Source organism: Eoetvoesiella caeni (genome assembly GCF_003315175.1).
GTDB classification, from domain to species: Bacteria; Pseudomonadota; Gammaproteobacteria; order Burkholderiales; family Burkholderiaceae_B; genus Eoetvoesia; species Eoetvoesia caeni.
In genome coordinates, this window is sequence record NZ_QNRQ01000002.1 from 83,186 (window position 1) to 103,176 (window position 19,991).

Annotated in this window: 18 protein-coding genes; 4 read left to right on the plus strand and 14 right to left on the minus strand. The window is 45.5% G+C overall.

The window, feature by feature from the left end; all coding sequences use genetic code 11:
• Positions 1–14 precede the first annotated feature (14 nt).
• Positions 15–1,130 (plus strand): Wzz/FepE/Etk N-terminal domain-containing protein, encoded by a 1,116-nt coding sequence (locus DFR37_RS04070; RefSeq protein ID WP_170139821.1) that lies wholly within the window; start codon positions 15–17, stop codon positions 1,128–1,130.
• Positions 1,131–1,273: 143 nt separating this feature from the next.
• Here DFR37_RS04070 and DFR37_RS04075 read toward each other — a convergent pair whose 3' ends face one another.
• Entirely contained in the window at positions 1,274–3,115 is a 1,842-nt protein-coding gene (locus tag DFR37_RS04075; protein ID WP_113931968.1) for a polysaccharide biosynthesis protein, read from the minus strand.
• A 409-nt stretch (positions 3,116–3,524) separates the two neighbouring features.
• On the opposite strand from DFR37_RS04075, the gene DFR37_RS04080 reads away from it, so the two are divergent.
• The 3 genes from DFR37_RS04080 (at position 3,525) to DFR37_RS04090 (ending at position 6,262) form a co-directional block, all read left to right on the plus strand.
• Positions 3,525–4,388, plus strand: coding sequence for a class I SAM-dependent methyltransferase (locus DFR37_RS04080; RefSeq protein WP_113931969.1), 864 nt, complete (start codon positions 3,525–3,527; stop codon positions 4,386–4,388).
• A 126-nt stretch (positions 4,389–4,514) separates the two neighbouring features.
• Positions 4,515–5,669: a DegT/DnrJ/EryC1/StrS family aminotransferase gene (locus tag DFR37_RS04085; RefSeq protein ID WP_180148033.1), complete on the plus strand. Its 1,155-nt coding sequence runs from the start codon at positions 4,515–4,517 to the stop codon at positions 5,667–5,669.
• Entirely contained in the window at positions 5,669–6,262 is a 594-nt protein-coding gene (locus DFR37_RS04090; protein WP_113931971.1) for a sugar transferase, read from the plus strand. Before DFR37_RS04085 ends, DFR37_RS04090 begins: the two co-directional genes overlap by 1 nt.
• A gap of 66 nt (positions 6,263–6,328) precedes the next feature.
• On the opposite strand, the gene DFR37_RS04095 is transcribed toward DFR37_RS04090, so the two are convergent.
• From DFR37_RS04095 to DFR37_RS04145, 13 genes are all read right to left on the minus strand, one after another.
• Complete coding sequence (locus DFR37_RS04095; RefSeq protein ID WP_170139822.1) at positions 6,329–7,120, minus strand: glycosyltransferase family 2 protein; 792 nt, start codon at positions 7,118–7,120, stop codon at positions 6,329–6,331.
• A gap of 75 nt (positions 7,121–7,195) precedes the next feature.
• Positions 7,196–8,488, minus strand: coding sequence for a hypothetical protein (locus DFR37_RS22755; protein WP_211317207.1), 1,293 nt, complete (start codon positions 8,486–8,488; stop codon positions 7,196–7,198).
• 92 nt (positions 8,489–8,580) lie between these two features.
• Positions 8,581–9,162, minus strand: a complete 582-nt coding sequence (locus tag DFR37_RS22760; protein ID WP_147251583.1) for a GNAT family N-acetyltransferase — start codon at positions 9,160–9,162, stop codon at positions 8,581–8,583.
• Positions 9,163–9,234: 72 nt separating this feature from the next.
• Positions 9,235–9,861 (minus strand): acyltransferase, encoded by a 627-nt coding sequence (locus tag DFR37_RS23465; RefSeq protein WP_113931973.1) that lies wholly within the window; start codon positions 9,859–9,861, stop codon positions 9,235–9,237.
• Complete coding sequence (locus tag DFR37_RS04105; RefSeq protein WP_113931974.1) at positions 9,861–11,141, minus strand: lipopolysaccharide biosynthesis protein; 1,281 nt, start codon at positions 11,139–11,141, stop codon at positions 9,861–9,863. Before DFR37_RS04105 ends, DFR37_RS23465 begins: the two co-directional genes overlap by 1 nt.
• Positions 11,142–11,152: 11 nt before the next feature.
• Positions 11,153–11,923 (minus strand): hypothetical protein, encoded by a 771-nt coding sequence (locus DFR37_RS04110; RefSeq protein WP_242341705.1) that lies wholly within the window; start codon positions 11,921–11,923, stop codon positions 11,153–11,155.
• 211 nt (positions 11,924–12,134) lie between these two features.
• Positions 12,135–13,715: a capsule biosynthesis protein gene (locus tag DFR37_RS22765; protein ID WP_147251584.1), complete on the minus strand. Its 1,581-nt coding sequence runs from the start codon at positions 13,713–13,715 to the stop codon at positions 12,135–12,137.
• A 2-nt stretch (positions 13,716–13,717) separates the two neighbouring features.
• Entirely contained in the window at positions 13,718–14,776 is a 1,059-nt protein-coding gene (gene pseI, locus DFR37_RS04120) for a pseudaminic acid synthase (RefSeq protein ID WP_113931977.1), read from the minus strand.
• Positions 14,777–14,778: 2 nt separating this feature from the next.
• Entirely contained in the window at positions 14,779–15,273 is a 495-nt protein-coding gene (gene pseH / locus DFR37_RS04125; protein WP_113932403.1) for a UDP-4-amino-4,6-dideoxy-N-acetyl-beta-L-altrosamine N-acetyltransferase, read from the minus strand.
• Positions 15,274–15,317: 44 nt separating this feature from the next.
• On the minus strand, positions 15,318–16,424 hold the full coding sequence (gene pseG / locus DFR37_RS04130) for a UDP-2,4-diacetamido-2,4,6-trideoxy-beta-L-altropyranose hydrolase (RefSeq protein ID WP_113931978.1): 1,107 nt from the start codon (positions 16,422–16,424) through the stop codon (positions 15,318–15,320).
• Positions 16,425–16,432: 8 nt separating this feature from the next.
• A complete protein-coding gene (locus DFR37_RS04135; protein WP_113931979.1) occupies positions 16,433–18,460 on the minus strand; it encodes an aminotransferase class III-fold pyridoxal phosphate-dependent enzyme in 2,028 nt (675 codons plus the stop codon).
• The gene (locus DFR37_RS04140) at positions 18,457–19,329 is read right to left on the minus strand and encodes an aldo/keto reductase (RefSeq protein WP_113931980.1); all 873 of its coding nucleotides are present in this window, start codon (positions 19,327–19,329) and stop codon (positions 18,457–18,459) included. The genes DFR37_RS04135 and DFR37_RS04140 overlap by 4 nt, the downstream gene beginning before the upstream one ends.
• Complete coding sequence (locus tag DFR37_RS04145; RefSeq protein ID WP_170139823.1) at positions 19,322–19,984, minus strand: class I SAM-dependent methyltransferase; 663 nt, start codon at positions 19,982–19,984, stop codon at positions 19,322–19,324. The genes DFR37_RS04140 and DFR37_RS04145 overlap by 8 nt, the downstream gene beginning before the upstream one ends.
• Positions 19,985–19,991: the final 7 nt, after the last annotated feature.

A 19,991-nucleotide genomic window follows, 5' to 3' on the forward strand; every position in this document is an offset into this window, starting at 1 on the left:
CCGGAGTCTCCTGCATGGCACCTGATACACATCACAATCAACCGTCCGACGAAATTGACCTACGCGAGTTGTGCACAACACTGTGGAGGTCAAAAGTATTGATTCTGAGTATTACTCTCGCGGCAACCTGCATAGCTGCGGCTTACGCCTTTCTGTCCATTCCCAGCTATGAGACATCGGTTCGCCTATTGCCTCCAAAAGTTAGTGATTTGGCGAGCTATAACACAGCTTCGCAGTTAACAGGAGAAGCTATTAGTGGCACCGTTGATCAAGGATATGCAAGGCCAGCGCCTCCAGGAATACAGAGTCTCACAACAAAAGTTGCTTATGATGCGTTCTTGCAAAACTTAGACTCTGACAGCATTAAGCTAGAGTTTTTCGAAAAATATTATTTGCCTGCTTATGGCCAAGATCACGATGACGTCGAAAAACAAGCCCTCTGGAAACGGTTGAATGGAATATTGACAATTCAACTGCCTAAAAGTCCTAATAGCGCAGCAACAACACTAAGTTTTGAAGGAGAAGATCCTAAAAAGATCGCCGATTGGGCCAATCATTACGTAACATTAGCTGCTAACACCACACAAAAAGATTTTCTTCAGAATCTCAGTAGTGAAGTAGCTGCACGCAATAAAGGCATCACGGAGCAAATTGCGACGCTACGTAAAATTGCAGAAACCCAGCGTCAATCACGCATCATACATGTTGAAGCTGCGTTATCGATAGCTCAATCGATAGGTTTGGATGTCCCGCCCTCGGGAAGCACCTTAATTGCTATCAACAATACTACTACAAACGAGGTGAATGCTTTCCCCGCTGGCGACATGATGTACCTTCGAGGTACAAAAGCCTTGAGTTCGGAACTCGCGCTATTAAAATCCCGAAAAAACGAGGACGCGTACATACCAGAACTTGATAATCTACTTAAAAAGCGGAACCTATTGTCAAGTATTGATTTAAGCCCCGCTCATTTATCCGTAGTTACTATTGACCGTGCAGCCATTGCTCCTCAGAAGCCCCTTAACCCAAAGAAATCCCTAATATTGACTCTAGGTTTAATACTGGGAGGAGTAATCGGCATTATGTCTGCACTTATCCGAAATACGTTTAAGCGCCAACCTAATGGTTAATATTCCGAAACAACAAGCCAAACGACGGAATCAGCACAAACTAGGCTTCCTAGTATTAAATCTCGGACGAAGCTGAAGTGCCATTCTTAGACAAGCCATATGACTCTAGTGGAACAAGTCCAGATGAAGTCAATTAAAACCTCTCATATTTTCATTGGCTTATATTCGGGAATCCAGTGCTTAAGTTGATCACGCACAACATCATCGGACACCGAATCTTTGCTGGTCAGCCACTCTTGTAATTCACTGTAGAAGCCCTCCGATACCGAACGCGAACGGACTATTCGCAACTTAGGATGAGGAGTTTCTAAGGTCTCCTCAGAGTCGGCCAATAATTCTTCATACAATTTTTCACCCGGCCGCAAGCCCGTAAACTCGATACGTATATCGTCTTCCGTAAATCCCGAAAGGCGAATCATGTTACGAGCCATATCGACAATTTTAACGGGCTCGCCCATATCCAGTACAAACACTTCGCCGCCATTACCCATTGCGGCTGCTTGCAGTACCAATTGAGCCGCTTCAGGAATGGACATAAAATAACGCGTAATTTCAGGGTCGGTGACCGTAACGGGCCCACCGTGCGCAATCTGAGCCTGGAACTTTGGAATGACACTTCCGGTGCTACCCAGGACGTTGCCAAAGCGTACCATTTGAAACCGAGTTCCGTCATCAGAACTATGACAGTGCAATACCTCACAGACCATTTCAGCCAGTCGCTTCGTAGCGCCCATTACATTCGTTGGATTCACTGCTTTGTCGGTAGAAATCAATACAAAACGCTCCGTTCCGAAGCGTTGCGCACATCTCGCCACATTGAGAGTTCCAAGCACATTATTGCGCACAGCCTGCCAAGCGTTTCCTACCTCCATTAGAGGCACGTGTTTATAAGCTGCCGCATGAAACACGACATGGGGCCGCAAACTGGTAAATACTTCAATTAAACGCTGCTTATCTTTTACGTCACCAGCCAGCGAAAGAACTTTTATTTCGGGGCGATGCTCCATAAACCACTGTTCAATCATGTAGAGCGCAAACTCACTAGATTCAAACAGCACAATGCAAGCAGGCGAAAAGCGCGATAACTGCCGACACAACTCGCTACCGATCGATCCCCCCGCCCCGGTTACCAAAATACGTTTGCCAGTTAACATGGCCTGCACATTGAGGTTATCAATATGCACTGATTCGCGCCCCAGCAAATCCTCAATTTTTACTGGTCGCATCATGTTAATAGCTACCCGCCCGCTCATTAGCTCGCCGAGCCCTGGCACTGTAAATAAATGCGCACCTGCTTCGCTAGCAATTTTCGTGATCCGCTGTAAAACCTCCGCCCTGGCCGATGGCATAGCGAGAATTACATGGCGGGCGTTGTAGTGCCGCATAATCTCAACCAATTTGTCGGCCCCGCCTTCGACTCGACGGCCAGAAATTTCCAAACCCCATTTAGACCTATCATCATCTGCTAAAGCCACGACTTGCCACTCCGCGCTACGACCCAATTCGCGCACTAGCATGGCCCCTGCTGTGCCAGCGCCCACCACCACAACTGGCTTGCCTTTACCGCGTACATCGCCATACATGCGATATTCTTTCCACATGCGCCAGGCGGCACGTCCGCCCCCCATAATGAGTAACAGCAACAGGGGATACAACAAGACGATAGATCGCGGAACTACCACATAGTCACGTACCAGTACCGTTAACAACAGCAATACAGCTCCCGAAAAAAAAACGGCCTTTAACACCCGCTTTAAATCGGGTAGGCTGGCAAAAATCCACATGCCTCGATATAGCCCGGCCCATCGACAAGCAATCAATTGTGCAATCACCAGCGGTAAAACGCCGACCCAAATAGCACGATCAACAGGGATCGGCCAATCGAAGTTAAAACGAATTAAGAAGGCTCCCGCCCATGCCACAAGAACGGCCACAACGTCGAACAAGAACACAAGCGTAGAACGAAACCCAGTACTTAAGCCCATAACCACAAGCTGCCTTCCATTAAATTTATTGTTTAAAAAATGTAGCTTATACCCAAATGTGTCCTGACGATGCCCTATACGACATGTCTAAGTACTACGGAAGCCGCATGCATGCGCTAATACCATTAGCTCAGTAAAACGTTATACCTTCATTGAGACGCTACTGATTACACTATTTTCACATAAAACGCAGTAATGCTTAACCAGCAAGAAAGCGTTTCCTGCATAAATTAACCATATTGCTATATTTAGCCGTATATTTGAGAGCTGTCCCACATTATTCCTACAGAGCGCTGAAGAAATTGTTTTTCGACCTCTGTGTGATTTACGGCACCGAGGACCGAATGCAACTCAATATTCAAACTGTGTCCTTATTATAAAAAATCAACTTATAAAGTAGGAAGCAAACATGGACTGGAAACTAAAAGCAAAAGTATTTCGGGGCTTAGCCGCCATCCCCTTTGGAGACCGAATTCATTATCGTTTACAGCGACACCTGACCAAAGAGCTTCCGAGAAAGCCACAAGCCTTAGACGAAATATTAACAGCCGCCCAAAAGCTGATAGATTTGTTGAGGCAACACTCCAAGGTTAAATTACACCAAGCTCATTTTTTAGAAGTCGGCGCCGGCTGGGATTTAGCGATGGCGATTGCCTTACGTCTCTTGGGAGTTGAGCGTATAACGTGTATTGATATATCAAAGCTAGCAAAGCCATCTATGATTCAACATGCGGCCAAACACATTGCAAACCGCCTTGGGAAGTCAGTGCCGGCCTTGACATCTTGGGAATCCATTAAAGAGTTCGGCATTACGTACAGAGCGCCGATGCTGCTACAGAATGCAGCCATTCCTTCTTCTTCAATTGATGTGTTTTTCTCAGTAGACACCTTGGAGCATATTCCACGAGCAGCTTTATTAGATGTCTTACTTGAAGGACGCCGTATTATTAAACCCGAAGGCACATCAATTCATCTGATCGACTATAGTGATCACTACGCAAGGGGTAGCACAATTTCCCGCTTCAATTTCTTAACATATACCGAAAAAGCGTGGATACCATTTAACAGTAAATTTCATTATGTTAATCGGATGAGACATAGTGAGTACCTCGAAAAATTCGATGAGTCCGGCTTCATCGTCATACACACCGAGCCCGATATAGAGCAACCGCAACCCAAAATACTCGACAGCCTCGCACCGCAATTCGAAAAGTTCAACGTGAACGATCTATTTACAATACGTGCAAAAATTATCGCGTCTCCAAGACTTTGAATCGATAGGCTCTCTCAATAAGGTGCTGCCGCATATAATACGCTTTTGACCTGCTCACAAGCTAACCCTCTTTGTTATTGCCATTAGAATAGTACTTCATAGATATACTCCGTCCAGAGAATCACAATGCCAAATTTTTTACCATATGCGCTGCCTGAAATTGGTCAGGCGGAAATCGATGAAGTCATCGACAGTTTAAAGTCCGGTTGGGTAACTAGTGGCCCCAAAACACGCCGGTTTGAGCAGGAATTCAAATCTTTTTTAGGCGACGCCAACTTAGAGACAATAGCAGTAAATTCGGCTACCGCTGGTCTACATTTGGCACTAGAGGCGCTTGACATAGGCCCTGGTGACGAAGTGATCACCACAACGTTAACGTTTACCGCTACAGCGGAAGTAGTTCGATACATGGGTGCGGATGTTCGTTTAGTAGATATAGACCCTATTACACTCAATATGGATGTCAATGCATTGCGGGCTGCTATCACTCCCAAAACCAAGGCTATACTACCCGTACACTACGGCGGCTTATCATGTGACATGCAAGCTATTATAGACGTAGCGAAAGAGTTTAATCTTAAGGTTATCGAAGACGCAGCTCATGCTTTGCCAGCCGTCTACGAAGGCAAACTAATTGGCACACTTGATACAGACGCCACGGTTTTTAGTTTTTATGCCAACAAAACCATGACGACAGGCGAAGGTGGCATGGTGGTTACTCGTAATAAAGAAGCGGCCGCCAGGATGCGAATAATGCGTTTGCATGGTATTAATCGAGACGCATTCGACCGGTTTGTCTCCGAAACACCAGCTTGGTATTACGAAATCGTCGCACCAGGCTTCAAGTACAACATGACGGATATTGCAGCTGCGATAGGCATACATCAATTAGCCAAATTAAATCGTTTTTGCGAACGCCGCCAAGAGTTGGCGAAACGTTACTTAGCGGCCCTCCAAGATTTACCTCTGACATTGCCAGCGGCCGCCCCTAAAAATGGGCAACATGCTTGGCATTTATTCGTCGTGCGTATCACCAAACTTTCAGACAAAACCCGCGACGAAATTATTAACCACTTATCCGAGGCAGGTATCGGAACCAGCGTTCATTACTTACCGCTGCACCGCCAACCCTATTGGCGCGACTTATATCAACTACAGCCCAATGACTTCCCAAAAGCAAATCAGGCCTATGAAACCATGCTCAGCCTACCGCTATACACCGCGATGCGAAACGAAGACCAAGATCGCGTCATTAATGCGCTAACTCAGCTTTTTTCCTAATGACGAAGCGATTATTTGATATCTTATTCTCGATACTGGCACTCAGTCTTCTTAGTCCGTTACTGCTTATAGTCACTATATGGATTAAGCTCGACTCAAAAGGGCCGGTATTTTTCCGTCAGGTACGAGTTGCTCGTTACGGCGCAAAATTTCGTATCTTCAAGTTTCGTACTATGTCCGATAACACGGAGAGTCTAGGCTTGCAAATAACAACTGACAACGATCCTCGTATTACTAAAGCTGGAATATTCTTACGCAAATATAAAGTCGACGAATTACCCCAGTTTATTAATGTTCTCTTGGGCGACATGAGTATTGTTGGGCCAAGACCAGAGGTGCCTAAGTATGTAGCTTATTACCCTGAGGAAATACGTCAACTCGTATTGAGTATACGTCCGGGCATTACAGATAAGGCCTCTATTGAATTCAAGAATGAAAATGCCTTACTTAAGTCCAGTAGTAACTCAGAAAAAATTTATATTGAAAACATAATTCCGATTAAATTAAGGTATTACACCGATTATGCAAGAAACCGAACGATGATAGGCGACGTCAAAATTATTATGCATACTATTGCCAGCATAATTCATTAAACTCAACAATCGTAACTTGTCTCGAACGTTGATATCTCAGTCGAACCTCAGAATCTCTCGGCCAAACTATAGCTTTCTTTTCAAAATTCGGTAATAAAATGCTCCTATAGCATGGGTGGCCGTAAAGACCATTGCTTTAGCTACCGATCCACGGGGATATTCTTTATGAACCATATAAACACGTCCGAGCATTTTCATTTTGGACCTTGAAATTTGCTCATCGCTTTTACGATAGCGTAATAAAGGATAATTTAACTTTACGGCGCTTCCAGCCGTCTGCAATATCCGTAACCAACAATGGTAGTCTTCAACAGCCTTATAGCGCGTTTCCTCATTGAAGGGAAAACTGAGCAACAGCTCCCGACTTAAAATCACACTAGAAGCAGGTATACGTCCTTTTAATTGTTGCTTTTGAAAATCAATCACTTCATAAACAAGCTCTTGTGGCTCTTCGAAAGCAAGTCTCTCCCCGTCGGAAAAATCTTGCATTTGCGTACAACTAAATTGAATCTTGATTTCCGCCATAGCCTTTAATTGCAACTCAAGTTTTCTTGGATGCCAAATATCATCGGCATCAAGGAGCGCAATCCATTGGCCGCGTGCCTCACGAACACCAATATTACGGGGTGCAGCGGGGGCTCCATTATTTTTGTCCAAAGCAATTAAACGGATACGCGCGTCTTTCTCCGCATAAGTCTTGACCACCTGCTGTGTGGCATCCCGAGAGCAGTCATCAATAACAATAGCTTCCCAGTTCTTATACGATTGCTTTAACACGGACTCGAGCGTTTCACTAATTAAACGCTCCGCGTTATATGAAGGAATAATGACACTCACCAATCCATTATCATCAACCACTATGAATACCCCAATAATAAAAACCCAAAAAGCGACCGAATAACTAAGACAATAATCTAGCCATACAATAAATCACTAGCGTCCGCTCCCCATAGGCTTTATCCCCGAAATGCAAGTGGTCCACAACCGCACAAGAAATATCGCTATAAAGCTACCGGTAATAATAAAAGGGAAGGAAATGAAGTCACCCGCAAAGAGAAATGGCGATATAAGCAAGATAGATTCCGAACAACAACACAATAGAAGCATACTAATCGATGGCCATTTAAATTTATATAATAAATTAACCATAGACGACCATATACCAATAAGAAAAGCGCTCACAACCAAGCCAAGCCATCCAAACTGAAAGTACAAAGCGCCAGGCAGCGAAGGAAAACGCCCCGACAGAAACCAGTTTGGATCTGGAGCATCGATAAGCCCTAATTTTGCTAGCATCTGGTAAATAGTATTAAAGATAACATTTCCATGACCAAATGACTCATCGAATATTGCAGCCGTTGTCGCGAAACTATGGGTCAAGTATGAAACAGCCAAATTAACCAATGCAAAAATCCCCCCTAGAGGAGAATTACTTATATCGGAAACAAACCATCTAGCTGGCGCAAGCCCCATAAAATCCAAGAATCCAGCGCCATAAGCAGCAAATGAAACTCCTGTTGCGTCACTCCGTAGGGAAAAGATGTACAAAACATAAACGACCATACCAAGACCGCAAAGAGCAAAAACTATCTTAGCTATCTTGCTATTAACAAGCTCACGTGCGCCAGAGCCTGAGCTCGTTCGATATGCATATACTAAAAAAGCTAAAAGCAAAAGAATGCTAGACCTTCCCCCCGTTATCGCGCTATTAGCCAATAGCAATAACAAACCAAATATTATCCAGAATACTCGCCTACAATCACGCATCTTTAGATTCTTCGAAACCAGCAATGCAAGCGATATAAAATATGAGCTCCCAATTAGGTAGCCCACTACGCTGTATATGGACGAAACTTGCCCGCCTCGCTCTTCTCCATGTAGCCGCCATTGCTCACGCGCGACCGCAAATCCTTGCGAATAATCAATGCCTTGCACATATAACTTATCAAACAATAAAAAAACAAATCCTAATGACGATAATGCAAAGCCGGAAAAAATTACACGTCTTACCAACAACTCGTAATTTATCCCCGAATAATGTATTTGTATTAACTTTCGATCTTTCAAAATTACATAATTGGTCAGCAAAAACCCACACGAAACTAGAAATACAAAAAACAATTGTAGGAGGAACGCCTCAATTGTATCGGGGTACTTAGAGGTAACCGGTTGCACAAAATAGATTAACCAATAAGCAACCCAAATCAATAGAAATCGTTTAAGCATCGTTATAGCAACCAGCCTGATTTGTCAGATGATGAATTCGCTAATTCTTATAAAACCAAAATCATTTCAATAATAACAAATAGAAAGGTTTATTAGCTCGTAGAGGCTTCTAGGTAAAACTGCCCCGTAGAATATCCCTTTATAGAAAAGCCATTTTTTAAATAAAAATTTACGGCTCTAATATTATTAATGCGTACGTATAAGCCTATTCGTTCTTGCTGCTGTAATTTCGCCATTTTTTTCGATTCGGTCAATAATTTAGGTCCTATCGTTGGCGAGCTACGATCGCTTACTATGGACAAGATTAAAAATGGACACTCAGAGAATGGCTCATGCTTATCGAAAAGCTTAAAAAAAAGTGACGCAATTACTTTACCTGCCGCCGCCTTCGGATAACACAATGCCGTTTTCAGAATATCCGCTCGATTTTCTTTTTTGAAAACATTGATCTTTTCTGCCATAGATGAGCCTACAACTACAAAACCACACATATTTGAATTGTGCGCAACAGCCTTAATTACACGATCAGTGTCTTCAAAAAAATATCCATAATATTTTATTAGAAGTTCTTGGGAGAAAAAGGACGTGAAATGGGAAGATGAATATAATTTCTTATGCAGGTTCGCCATTTGTGGCAAGTCGTCTTTGGTTGCTAATTTTAAACTTATCATCACCAAGCTATTCCCATATCAAAACAATTTGCTACACTCATTAGCCAGAAACGACTTACAAGCACGAGAAACATGTCAATTGCATCTGAGAGATATTTGCCTTGCCGGCGCCCCTGCAATTACCACGCCGCTTGGGAATGATTTCGTAACTACACTATTGGCGCCGACAACACACCCAGCACCAAGTACAACTCCAGGCATTACAACTACGTTTGTCCCAAGCCAACAATCATCCCCGATAACAACGGGCCTATCATCAAAACCGACCGGTCGCCGCCCTTGCTCCAACTGGTGATATTTTTCTTCCTGATCTCTAATGGGCATTTCTGGCCAGGCTCGAAAAATATGCGACCCTGACGAAATAAAAACGTTAGGCGCAAAAATACATTGCGCACCAATGCTTACCGTACCGTTAACGGTGCAGCGGCGCTGTATAGTCGTGCCTCTTCCTATGTCAATTTTAGTAGTAGTTTGCATCTCTACGTCGGTCGATACCCACACATCCCTTCCCAATATACAGTGACCAACGCGATCCACATCGATCACTACACGAGCCCCTAGCTTTAACCCGCGATGGCAGACTATGTTCTTTGACATGCCGAGTAACACAGCGGTGGGATGAACTCGCACGCCCGATTGGATAAGTAAAAACAGTGTACGTACCCAACGCCAAGCCCATAAATGTTGAATCAGCCGCTTCATTAGGTCACAGCCTTATTTATACGCCTAGCGGCTTCAGCAGAAAATAAATAGCTACAAGCAGACATAAGTGCGGCGAAGACTGCAATTTCCTCGATACCAAGCCCGTTTCCATTCCATGGCTGTACCCACAGCACCCAAAATAAGCCGGCGATCAAGCCGGCACTTATATCCAACATCAACAGTCGTGATTCAAAACCACTAATAATCATAAAGCTTGGCCAAAAATTAGATACACGCAGGATGGCAACAAAAATAAACAGTGGCAACACAACCCGAACGGCTTGATACTTTGGAAACCAATACGCCACGCCCTGATCAATCAGAAACCATGCTGGCCCTCCAAAAATGGCGCATATTATTAAAAGCACCATCGACACTCGCCAACAAAGGAGATATGCACTCTTCCTTCCCAGTTTGGCGTAACGTCGGGCTAGCATTGGAAACACGGATGCATTAATCAAAACCTGTACTGCTCCAGCCATTGTAAGCACTAGGCCAGCAAACGAGTACAGCGCAAACTGTTTTGTAGTTAATGCCTGCGCCGCCATCCAACGATCAGCGCTATATGCAATAAAGCCAACTACACTTACAAAAAAAAGTGTAATTGCCGAGCGCCAACGAAGCCTGTGGATACGACGAAACCCAGCTCGGAAGGCACTCATATAACGGATTGAAGCCGCCCGGAAAATCGCCCGTAAAGTGCCTTGAACAAGGATAAGAGAAACAGTAGCTTCAGTAATAAGCGTTAATTGGGCCGATCGCGTATAAAATGCCACTAAAGACCCAAGACAAAAAACACCGAGACCACGCACCAAATTTTGCCGGGCGAAACGCACTGATTGTGAGCGACTTCGACTTTCTACAGTGACGATCAAAAATAATTGCTGTGATAAGCCGTGCAGCAAACCGATCACCAGTATATCTTTGGCTATGCCTGCTATAGTGATTCCGGCGACTCCACCAGCGATGCATATCAACACGCAAACGCAAGCCACAAGCACGCACTGGCTCAATAAAACTGCAGCTGCATGATTTTGCCGCCGCACCATCATCATTGGCATATCACGTTGCAGCAGCGACTGTAGACCTAAGCACGCTAGCATGCAAAAAGTACCTGATACTAACAATCCTGCACTAAACTGAGCAAAGCCGTCTAAACTGAATAATTGCGCCATCACCAACGTACGCAACATCATGAGACCCATGGCGAAGGCCAATACAGGCACATACCAGAGCTGTTGCAAGCGTTCGGGAGTCAAGAAAGCCAAAGTTTGCCGCATAGAGAAGCGGCCTAAACAAGCATTTGCAGTTGTGCCGCATCACGGATATCGTTCGTGACCCCATAATCAAACAGTGAATACTGCAACTGTAATAATAAACGTTCTTTCGCTATCGGAGTGCGGCCTTTATGAATGCATAACGTGTTCTCTGCAAATCCGGTCCCAGCCTCGCCGCATATCTCCACTATATCTTTTGCGGCGTAAAAGCCATCAATCTCTTCGTCGCTGTAACGACGAAATGTCCATTTATCGCTAGCTTTTATCCTAGGAGGATTCTCATGTGACGCGACCACACACACATGGGCTCCTTCACCAGGATTTACATCAGTAAGATAAAAAAAGAATTTGAAAAATTTATAATCATCTACATCGCGGTGAAATAAGTGAGCATGTTCACTCCTGTCCTGTTCTGAAGCCTTTACTGGAAATGTCCACCACATATTAGCCCCTACGAATGTGGGCACCGATTGGAGGTAGGTAGCAGCTATCCATTGTAAAACCGGATCATTTATTAATTGCTTAACGGCATTACACTGGACTGCAGTGTTGAAATACTGAGCCAGTAAAATGGGTTTCTGAAGGGAATTCTCAGCCAATTTGTGCTCATTAAAGCGAAATCCCGCTTCAGTACGTCTATATGCATAGCAAGGATTATTTTGAGCGAACAGCGTGAGTTCCTCCAAAATACCGGCCGGAAGTCGAAGACCAAACGCCACACCTTTTGTACGCAGTTCATCGACAAACGATTCTAAATCGACATCATGGAATACTGACTGGCCCATTCTTTTTTGACAGTTTAATAAAAACTCATCAGTCGATCGAGTGTGCCTTAGCTTCCTACTCAATATCACTAAATTGCGGAAAAACACGAAACGACCCAACCCGCGCATAAGTGTATATTGGGGATGGGACTTAAACGTCTGCCACACATTTGAAAGAGACATGGTTTATATGTTTGAACTGCTAAAGGAAGGTCGACGCTGAAAAAACATCTTAGCGATCTCCAATAGGCATTTTATTTCTAATAGAATCAATTGGCTTGTAAAGTAAACGACGGGTCATTGGGCGATACAAATCTCTATCAAACTCCAATCCCGGTTCCCTCAACGCAGCCCAGTCATGCATCAATAAACGATCTAAGACGACGGTTTCCTCACGTGAGTCGCTGGAGTAAGTCGCATCGTCAGCTTCCAATCGCCCAGTGGTCAATATATTTAATAATCTATTGGGGTCCGCGCCCTCTTTGTAAAGATATTGTGTTGTTGTTTCTGCTTTTACATGGTCTACGTACTGAGGGAGCCGGTGAGTCATCGTATAACAAAATCTAAGCGTTTGCCTGGCGATTGCCCTAGCTCGACGCATTTGCATTTCAGGCGGCAGATCCATATTCAATTTTAATAAAGCCAACTTCGCTGAGTCTCTTGCATCATCGGCCATCCCTGCTCTTTGATACACAGATGGCCCCACGCTAATGATCTGTTTACCGAGAGCGCCCGCTTCAAGCGCAGCACTGCCTCCTGCAACTACTATTGCATCACATTGTTCTATTAGCCCTAGCGTACTTGTTTTATCATGACTCGAGATAACATGTATACCGCGTACTTTCGCCCACGTTGTATATAAGGCTTCTGGTAATTCTCCCGTACGTTTTCCGATTGTTTCACCCCAATTTGGATGACACCGTAAAACAAGGTCATTGGCCTGTAATCCCAAATGAGAGATAAGCGCATCATATGCCTTCGTAGGATGCTGCCAGTCTGACTGCCAATCTCGATGCCCCCAGATTTCGTTAATACTGCCTGGAATCAGTAAAATCTTCCTTTTGCCATTATCTCCTGGCCAAGGTGCCGGCACAGACTGCGTATTATAAGCACGCCACTCCTTATTATTTTGTCCTAAGAATCTGGAAGATATATATCCGGCGGACTTTTTAGCCTGGGAGCTTGTAAGTGGCTTGTCACGCCATGAGTCCATCATATCGTCAACAGAGCCTAGCCCTAGGCAATTTTCTTCTGGATAGATTTGCACACCATCGCCAAACCATGTACGCTCCAGACTAACCACAGAAATTTTACTGTCGCGCGCTGCCTCAAAAAGAGCCCTAGTCGCATCCATTCGTCCGTTAAATATACACAACGCATCTAGCTTCTTTTCCCGTATCCAAGTTTTGGCGGCACGATAAGCTAGATCGACCACAGGCTCGAACTTCTTGGCCATTGCAACGAACTCATCGCTATTATAGTCGGCGCTAGACTCAAAACGCCCCAAAGTACTGGCACTCGATAGAGTCCAGTCCTTCCACTCGTCCGGCAACGGCGCTTTTGCAATCTTATATTGACCGAGAGATGATACATTCGTACCCGTGTATGAGCGGACGCCTCCGGCACGACATATAAAGCATTCTTGCCAATCAGGACGAATATCCCTAATTTGACGTGTATAACATGTAGGCAAGTCACTATCACACGTTAAAAATTCAACATCATGCCCAGCCTTTTGAAGAAGCTGAGCTAAAAAAAACATATATCCAACATGTGGGCGCCACGAGTATATAGACGCAAAACCAATACGCATTTTCATTCCAACAAACTAAAATTCACCGCAGTCGCCTTTTTTACATTCTGTTTAACCCGCATTCCTATCACTTGCTGATAATACTTAGGTGGTATTCCGAATCCCGGCCGGACGCTTCGCACCGCATCCTCAGTAATTACCTCTCCCGCCTTAATATCCCTGACGAAGTACAGAGATCGTCTGAATTGCACATTCCCGACCTCGCTGGATTTACGCCCATAATTCACATCCCCTAAAGCTTGCCATGCAGTTTTAGTATCTCGACAGAGCGCTTCAAGTTCTGTAGGCTCTAACGAAAAACTATCGTCAGGGCCACCAGCGCCGCGATCAAGAGTAAAGTGCTTCTCAATTATTGCCGCACCTAATGCAACGCTGGCTATCGCTGTGGCATTAGTCAACGTGTGATCAGACAGCCCAGTCACGAAACCAAAGCGTGCCATCATATCTGAAATTGTGCGCAGATTATAATCAGGAGCTGGCGCAGGATAGCCGCTAACGCAATGCAAAAGTGCTAACTCCTGGCAGCCGCCTTCACGCGCCGCCTCAATCGCCTCTTGAATTTCTTCCGCATCTGCCATTCCAGTAGAAATGATCATAGGCTTGCCTGTACGTGCCACGTACTTAATCAATGGTAAATCAATGGCTTCGAATGAAGCAATTTTATACGCGGGCGCATTCAAGTCTTCCAACAGATCAACTGCCGTGTTGTCGAATGGAGAACTAAAAATGGTGATGCCCAGCGTGCGGGCGTATTCGAACAGAGGCGCATGCCAATCCCACGGCATATGCGCCTGCGCATACAAATCATAAAGCGTACGCCCATCCCATAAGCCACCATGAATACAAAACTCCTCAGAGTTAGAGTCGAGAGTAATGGTATCCGGACGATAGGTCTGCAGCTTTACCGCTTCAGCGCCCGCGATCTTTGCCGCCTCTATAATTCGAAAAGCCGTCTCGAGGCTGCCATTGTGATTGGCAGAAAGCTCCGCGATAATATAAGGTGACTCGTCAGTCGCAATACGGCGACCTGCAATAGAAATATATGGATAATTCGTCGACATAGTCAGTTCTCTTCGTGATCCAAGCCCCATTCCTCTACCAATAAGCCAAAGCAAAGAACGGGATGATAATGAGTGCCGTCAAAATGCTGATCACGTAACACTCCTTCTTGCTGAAAGCCCAGCCTCTGATGAAACTTGATCGATCGCTCATTGAAACCAAGAGCTTCGCCACAGACCTTATGCAGCTTCAACTGAGTAAATGCATAGTTCAGTGCAGCGGTACCTAGGCGCACCCCAGTTCCCTGGGGGCCATGAGGCGAAACATAAAAGCCCCACTCAGCAATGGGCCCGCCGTTGATGCATTGAAAACTCAGGAATCCTAATGGAATATTCTCGCGATTACTGTAGATTAACAGATGACACGTGTGATCTTTCGATACACGCCGAAACCACTGGCAATGCTCATCCCAACTGATTTCGTGCTGTGTGTACATATACCGCCGGATATCAATGTGGTTGCGCCACTCTAAAACCAATTCAAGGTCATTCTCAGTCATTGGCCGAATATGCCCGCGAGTCGATGTATACACGTTCATATACATTAGTATCCCATATGGTTCAAAACTTTTTGCACACCTCTACCATCCGTAATGCGCGCGGCGGCATGACTCATATCAGAAAGCGCTGCTGGGCACATACGGTATCGGTTAATCAAAGCAGGCAAGATCACAGGAAGCGCAGCCAAATTACTTACTACATCTACAGCTAGTTCAGCTTTTAATACCTGCGCAATATGGCGCTGATTATCCGCCAATACCACGATAATGCTCGGCAGCCCTAAACAGCAGCGCTCCCATGAGGTGGCTCCAGCGGCACCAATCGCCAAATCAGCGGTTGCCATTAGCGTTGCCATATCGCTCACATTAGTCAGCACCGATGTTTTACAACGAAGGGTTGTTGCTATCTGCATCACCTCTGTCAACCATGGAGCGTGAGGACCCATTATCACGGTAATTTCAATGTCTTCCGCTAGATCACAGCCCTTCAACGTTTTCAGAACTAGTCCAGTAACATTGTCTTTGTCCACTCCGCCCATAGCAACCAACAAGCGCCTGACCTGCGGCGACACTCGCCGACTAATACTATACCGTCGCATGGTCGCAAACTCAGGGCGCAATAAAGCGTACTGCGCTCCTAATAGCAATGTACACCGTGCGGATACCCATGGCGCATAGCTGGTGCTTTGTCGACCAAAAGTTTGATCCAAGAGTAGGTCACATCTATGGGGACGATCTGCCAGATCATCAATTACCATCAATTGTCGATAATGCGCCGCCAGCGCACCCTCCCAATTTGCCTCAATGCCATAATGATCAACTACCAGCCAGTCCATTACCGTTAGTGATGCCAAAGCGACCGCTGTTTGTTCTGCATCTTGTTCCCAATCACTCCCTAACCACAAAGCATAGCCACGTAACTGACACTTTAATGTTTGGGTTGTTGGCACCGTGTTTGGACATTTATGTTCAATTGGGAGCAATTTATGCCCACGCTGAATGATTAAATTAAATAAATGGCCAGGATGCCGCTTGGATATAAAGTAACAGGCAACTCCTTTCGCCGTTAACGCATCTGCCAGTGTCAGGCAGCGCATAACATGACCAGTGCCTATTTGCAGCGATGCATCAACCCGGAAGGCGACATTCATTTTACGTGTTAATTCAAACGCTTAAACCCACCGTGACATACTGGCCCTTTAAGCAACCCCATAACATCGCGTCCATCCTCACACTCCTTAATGAGTCCAAAGACAGAGCCCAAGGCCTCAAAATAACCTGAAATAATTTCGGGTGTATGCTCGGTACAAACATATACACTGTTGCCCGCCAGATAACCTTTGCTTAACATTTCCTGAGTTATTAACGTCTTATAAGCCAGAGAATTCGCACTGGCAAACGTATAGCCCGTCAATGCAGGTAATCCCCAGTGTTCAATCTTCAAATCGTGCTTATCCGCAAGATCCTGCCAACGTTGACGAATATCCAAACCGGTCCTAGTGACTTTCTCCCAAGACCGAGTCCGCTCCATAACTTCTAACGTTTTCAACGCTGCCGACGGGCCAATCCGTTCAGTCCAGAACGTGCTGCTAATAAAGGTGGTTTGCGCCGCCTCCATAATTTCCCGACGTCCAATAATAGCGGTAATTGCGTAGCCATTTCCTAAGGCCTTGCCAAACATAGCCATATCGGGCTCAACGCCATACATCTTGTGTAGCCCACCAAAAGTTTGCCGGAAACCCGATGTACATTCGTCAAAGATTAAAACTATGCCGCGCTTAGTAGCCAGCTCACGCACCCTATGTAGAAAATTGTCTTCTGGGCCGTGGTTTCGCGAAACCTCCATCTTGATAATACCTATGTCGTGGGTATCTACCAAGTTTTCCAATTCAGCATAATTGTTATAATTAAAAGGGAATACAGTTCCCCTTAGATGCTGTGGGACACCTTTGGGCTCAAGGCCAGGAAGTAAATGCCCGGCCAAGGTTTCATCGTTTCCAAGGTTTGCAGACAAGTACCAATCATGCCACCCGTGATATCCGCAAACAGCCACATTGTCCCTGCCAACGGCTGCTCGTGCTATACGAATTCCAACGGCGTTCGCCTCTCCGCCAGCACGTGCGAAACGCACCATATCGGCCCACGGGTGTAGCTCGATCAGTTTTTCGGCAAGCCAGACTTCCTCAGGGCAATTAAAGGTGGACATATTGCCGGCAGTCACTGTTGCACGTACAGCCTCATCTACTTCGGCGTTTCCATACCCCAATAGATTAGTGCCAACTCCCATTATGCTCATGTCAATGTATGCATTACCGTCCATATCCCAAACTTTGCAGCCTTTAGCCTTGCTGAAATATGCCGGCCATCGCTCAGGCAAGAACATTTCCGCCCGCTTGGACAGCAGCATGTTTCCACCAGGAATAATTTGTTTAGCACGCTTCCAAAGTTTTTGACCTGTAGCCATAGTGGCACCTTCATTACGGATTAAGTGTTGATTAGCGGCAAACATATCCGGTTTGCCGAGTTGGAGCTCCAGCACCTGACGCCAAGTAAAATACTTGGATGGCGAAAAGTGTTCAAAAACTTGCTTGATTACTTCAAAATCTGCGGCCTCGTCAACAGTCCAACGCAGATTGGAAAAATCCTCTGTATTCACCATAGACCCCTGTCGAAATAAGGCGGGCCTACGGAGGTAAGGTGTTACGTGCTCTCGATCAAACGCATCGGATGCATCACGCCACGCTTTTTCCAGTGCATCAAATCGCATCACCTCTATATCAAGGCCATCCGGAAAAGTTGGCGGAGCCACGTTACTAAAATAATCGACGTTTAAAACTTTAAATTCGCGCACAGCCTCGTCAACTAATGTTGAGTCAACCAAAGGGCAATCACCTGTTATACGAACTATCGCATCTGCTTTCGCGGCATTAGCAGCGGCATAAAAACGGTCAAGCACATCGTTTTCGCTACCTGCGAAACAGAAATAACCCAACCCACTGACAAAATCCGATAAATACTGATTCTTTTTACCCTCCGCGGTTGCCACAATTATTTGATCCAATTCGACAGACTTGGCCAATCGTGCAAGCAACAACTCGATCATGGGCACACCGTCAATAGGTTTCATTACCTTATTTGGTAGGCGAGTCGACCCCATTCGGGCTTGAATAATAGCGACAACTCTCATAGCTGATTCCAACTTGCTGGATTGATCAAAGCGCCATCAATGGGGTGCGGCCATTCCGGCAAGCTGGGTAATTGGCCAACGGAAGCAGCAAGGATTTCACGAAACTGTGACACACTGTCCACTCCGACAACGACTTTATCCACTTCGGTAATGTTCAGCACGTAACGCAAACTAGCTTGTAATGGGGACAGTTCTGTTGCTGTCAACCAGCGCTCCCATTCGTCCCACAACGATTGCCACCGTGCAAACTTCCAAGGACGTTGATCTGGAGGCATTAATAACAGCCCCTGTAAAAAAGCCGACCTGACATGTAATTCTACGCCTCGCAACCTCAAGCGCCGACTCCAACCGCTTTTAATAATTCGTTGATCCAAGATATTTAATGGAGCTTGGACTAAATCGAAATCCATCGTTTTCAATAACTCATCCAAGTCTTCCGGGCTATAAATTGAAATTCCTATTTTTTTTGTGTAGCCCCGGACCTTGAGGGCTTGGAGTGCGCTGAACAGCTCCTTCCCTTTTTCTTCCAACAATTGACCTGGGCGATGCAATAGCACCGCATAAAGCTGTCGACTACCTAAGCGCAACAACGACCCTTCAATTTGCTCATGCACCCAGCCTGTAACGTCAATGCACGCATCCGGCACCTCGGGCAGTTTGGTAATAATTTGCCAATCCGCGCTTCCAATTTCCCCAAGCAGGGTCTCGCTATCGCCGTATGCAATAGCAGTGTCCAATGTATTAATGCCAGAAGATCTGGCTTCGCGCAAGATAGCTTGCGCCTCGGAGAATCCGACTTTACCAGCTCTATTAGCCACACCATACGCAAGCCCAAACTGAACTGTACCAAGCGCCAACCGACTATTCATTTGACGTCGTCACCTTACGCAACAACGATATAGCGACCCACTCTTGCGGATCATCAATAAGATCACCTAAGCTATGCGAAGTTAATTTGTGCTCGTAGCACGTATAAGCAGGATGCCAATCGAAAATAGTTCGATAATCCATCTTGTATGAATACATTCCGGATTTGTGATGATATTCCCGCTTCATCGGCGTGCTCGAAAAAAAGTCATTAATAATGACCCAAGCCTTCGGCTTAAGTACTCGATCAGCTTCGCACGCGATTCGAAACAGATCTTGCCTATCACACAAATAAAGACAAAATCCAAATACCACAATATCAAAAGAAGCTGTCTCAAATGGTAGGGTGTCCGCGGTACCTCGTTGAGCTTTAACTCCACGGCTGCATGCTTGCTCCACCGCCTTGGCTGACGGCTCTATGCCATATACCTCAATATTAAAATTTTTTGCCAGCCACTCAAGACGCCTTCCTTCCCCACAACCAATCTCTAAAAGCTTGATGGGTCCGCCACCGTGGAGTGATACACGTGAGACTATTCTTGCCACAATCCGAGCGACAAGGTCGTCATTAGCAAAGTCTCTTTCCAAGCATGCTTGGTGATTTCGCTCAAACCAGGCGTCTGCCTCGGATGCTAGAAAAATGTCTTTTTGCTGCACGTTAATA

Coding starts and splice junctions, on each gene's coding strand:
- DFR37_RS04070 (WP_170139821.1), top strand. CDS start 15: ATGGCACCTGATACACATCACAATCAACCGTCCGACGAAATTGACCTA.
- DFR37_RS04075 (WP_113931968.1), bottom strand. CDS start 3,115: ATGGGCTTAAGTACTGGGTTTCGTTCTACGCTTGTGTTCTTGTTCGAC.
- DFR37_RS04080 (WP_113931969.1), top strand. CDS start 3,525: ATGGACTGGAAACTAAAAGCAAAAGTATTTCGGGGCTTAGCCGCCATC.
- DFR37_RS04085 (WP_180148033.1), top strand. CDS start 4,515: ATGCCAAATTTTTTACCATATGCGCTGCCTGAAATTGGTCAGGCGGAA.
- DFR37_RS04090 (WP_113931971.1), top strand. CDS start 5,669: ATGACGAAGCGATTATTTGATATCTTATTCTCGATACTGGCACTCAGT.
- DFR37_RS22755 (WP_211317207.1), bottom strand. CDS start 8,488: ATGCTTAAACGATTTCTATTGATTTGGGTTGCTTATTGGTTAATCTAT.
- DFR37_RS23465 (WP_113931973.1), bottom strand. CDS start 9,861: ATGAAGCGGCTGATTCAACATTTATGGGCTTGGCGTTGGGTACGTACA.
- DFR37_RS04105 (WP_113931974.1), bottom strand. CDS start 11,141: ATGCGGCAAACTTTGGCTTTCTTGACTCCCGAACGCTTGCAACAGCTC.
- DFR37_RS04110 (WP_242341705.1), bottom strand. CDS start 11,923: ATGGGCCAGTCAGTATTCCATGATGTCGATTTAGAATCGTTTGTCGAT.
- DFR37_RS22765 (WP_147251584.1), bottom strand. CDS start 13,715: ATGCGTATTGGTTTTGCGTCTATATACTCGTGGCGCCCACATGTTGGA.
- pseI (WP_113931977.1), bottom strand. CDS start 14,776: ATGTCGACGAATTATCCATATATTTCTATTGCAGGTCGCCGTATTGCG.
- pseH (WP_113932403.1), bottom strand. CDS start 15,273: ATGACTGAGAATGACCTTGAATTGGTTTTAGAGTGGCGCAACCACATT.
- pseG (WP_113931978.1), bottom strand. CDS start 16,424: ATGAATGTCGCCTTCCGGGTTGATGCATCGCTGCAAATAGGCACTGGT.
- DFR37_RS04135 (WP_113931979.1), bottom strand. CDS start 18,460: ATGAGAGTTGTCGCTATTATTCAAGCCCGAATGGGGTCGACTCGCCTA.
- DFR37_RS04140 (WP_113931980.1), bottom strand. CDS start 19,329: ATGAATAGTCGGTTGGCGCTTGGTACAGTTCAGTTTGGGCTTGCGTAT.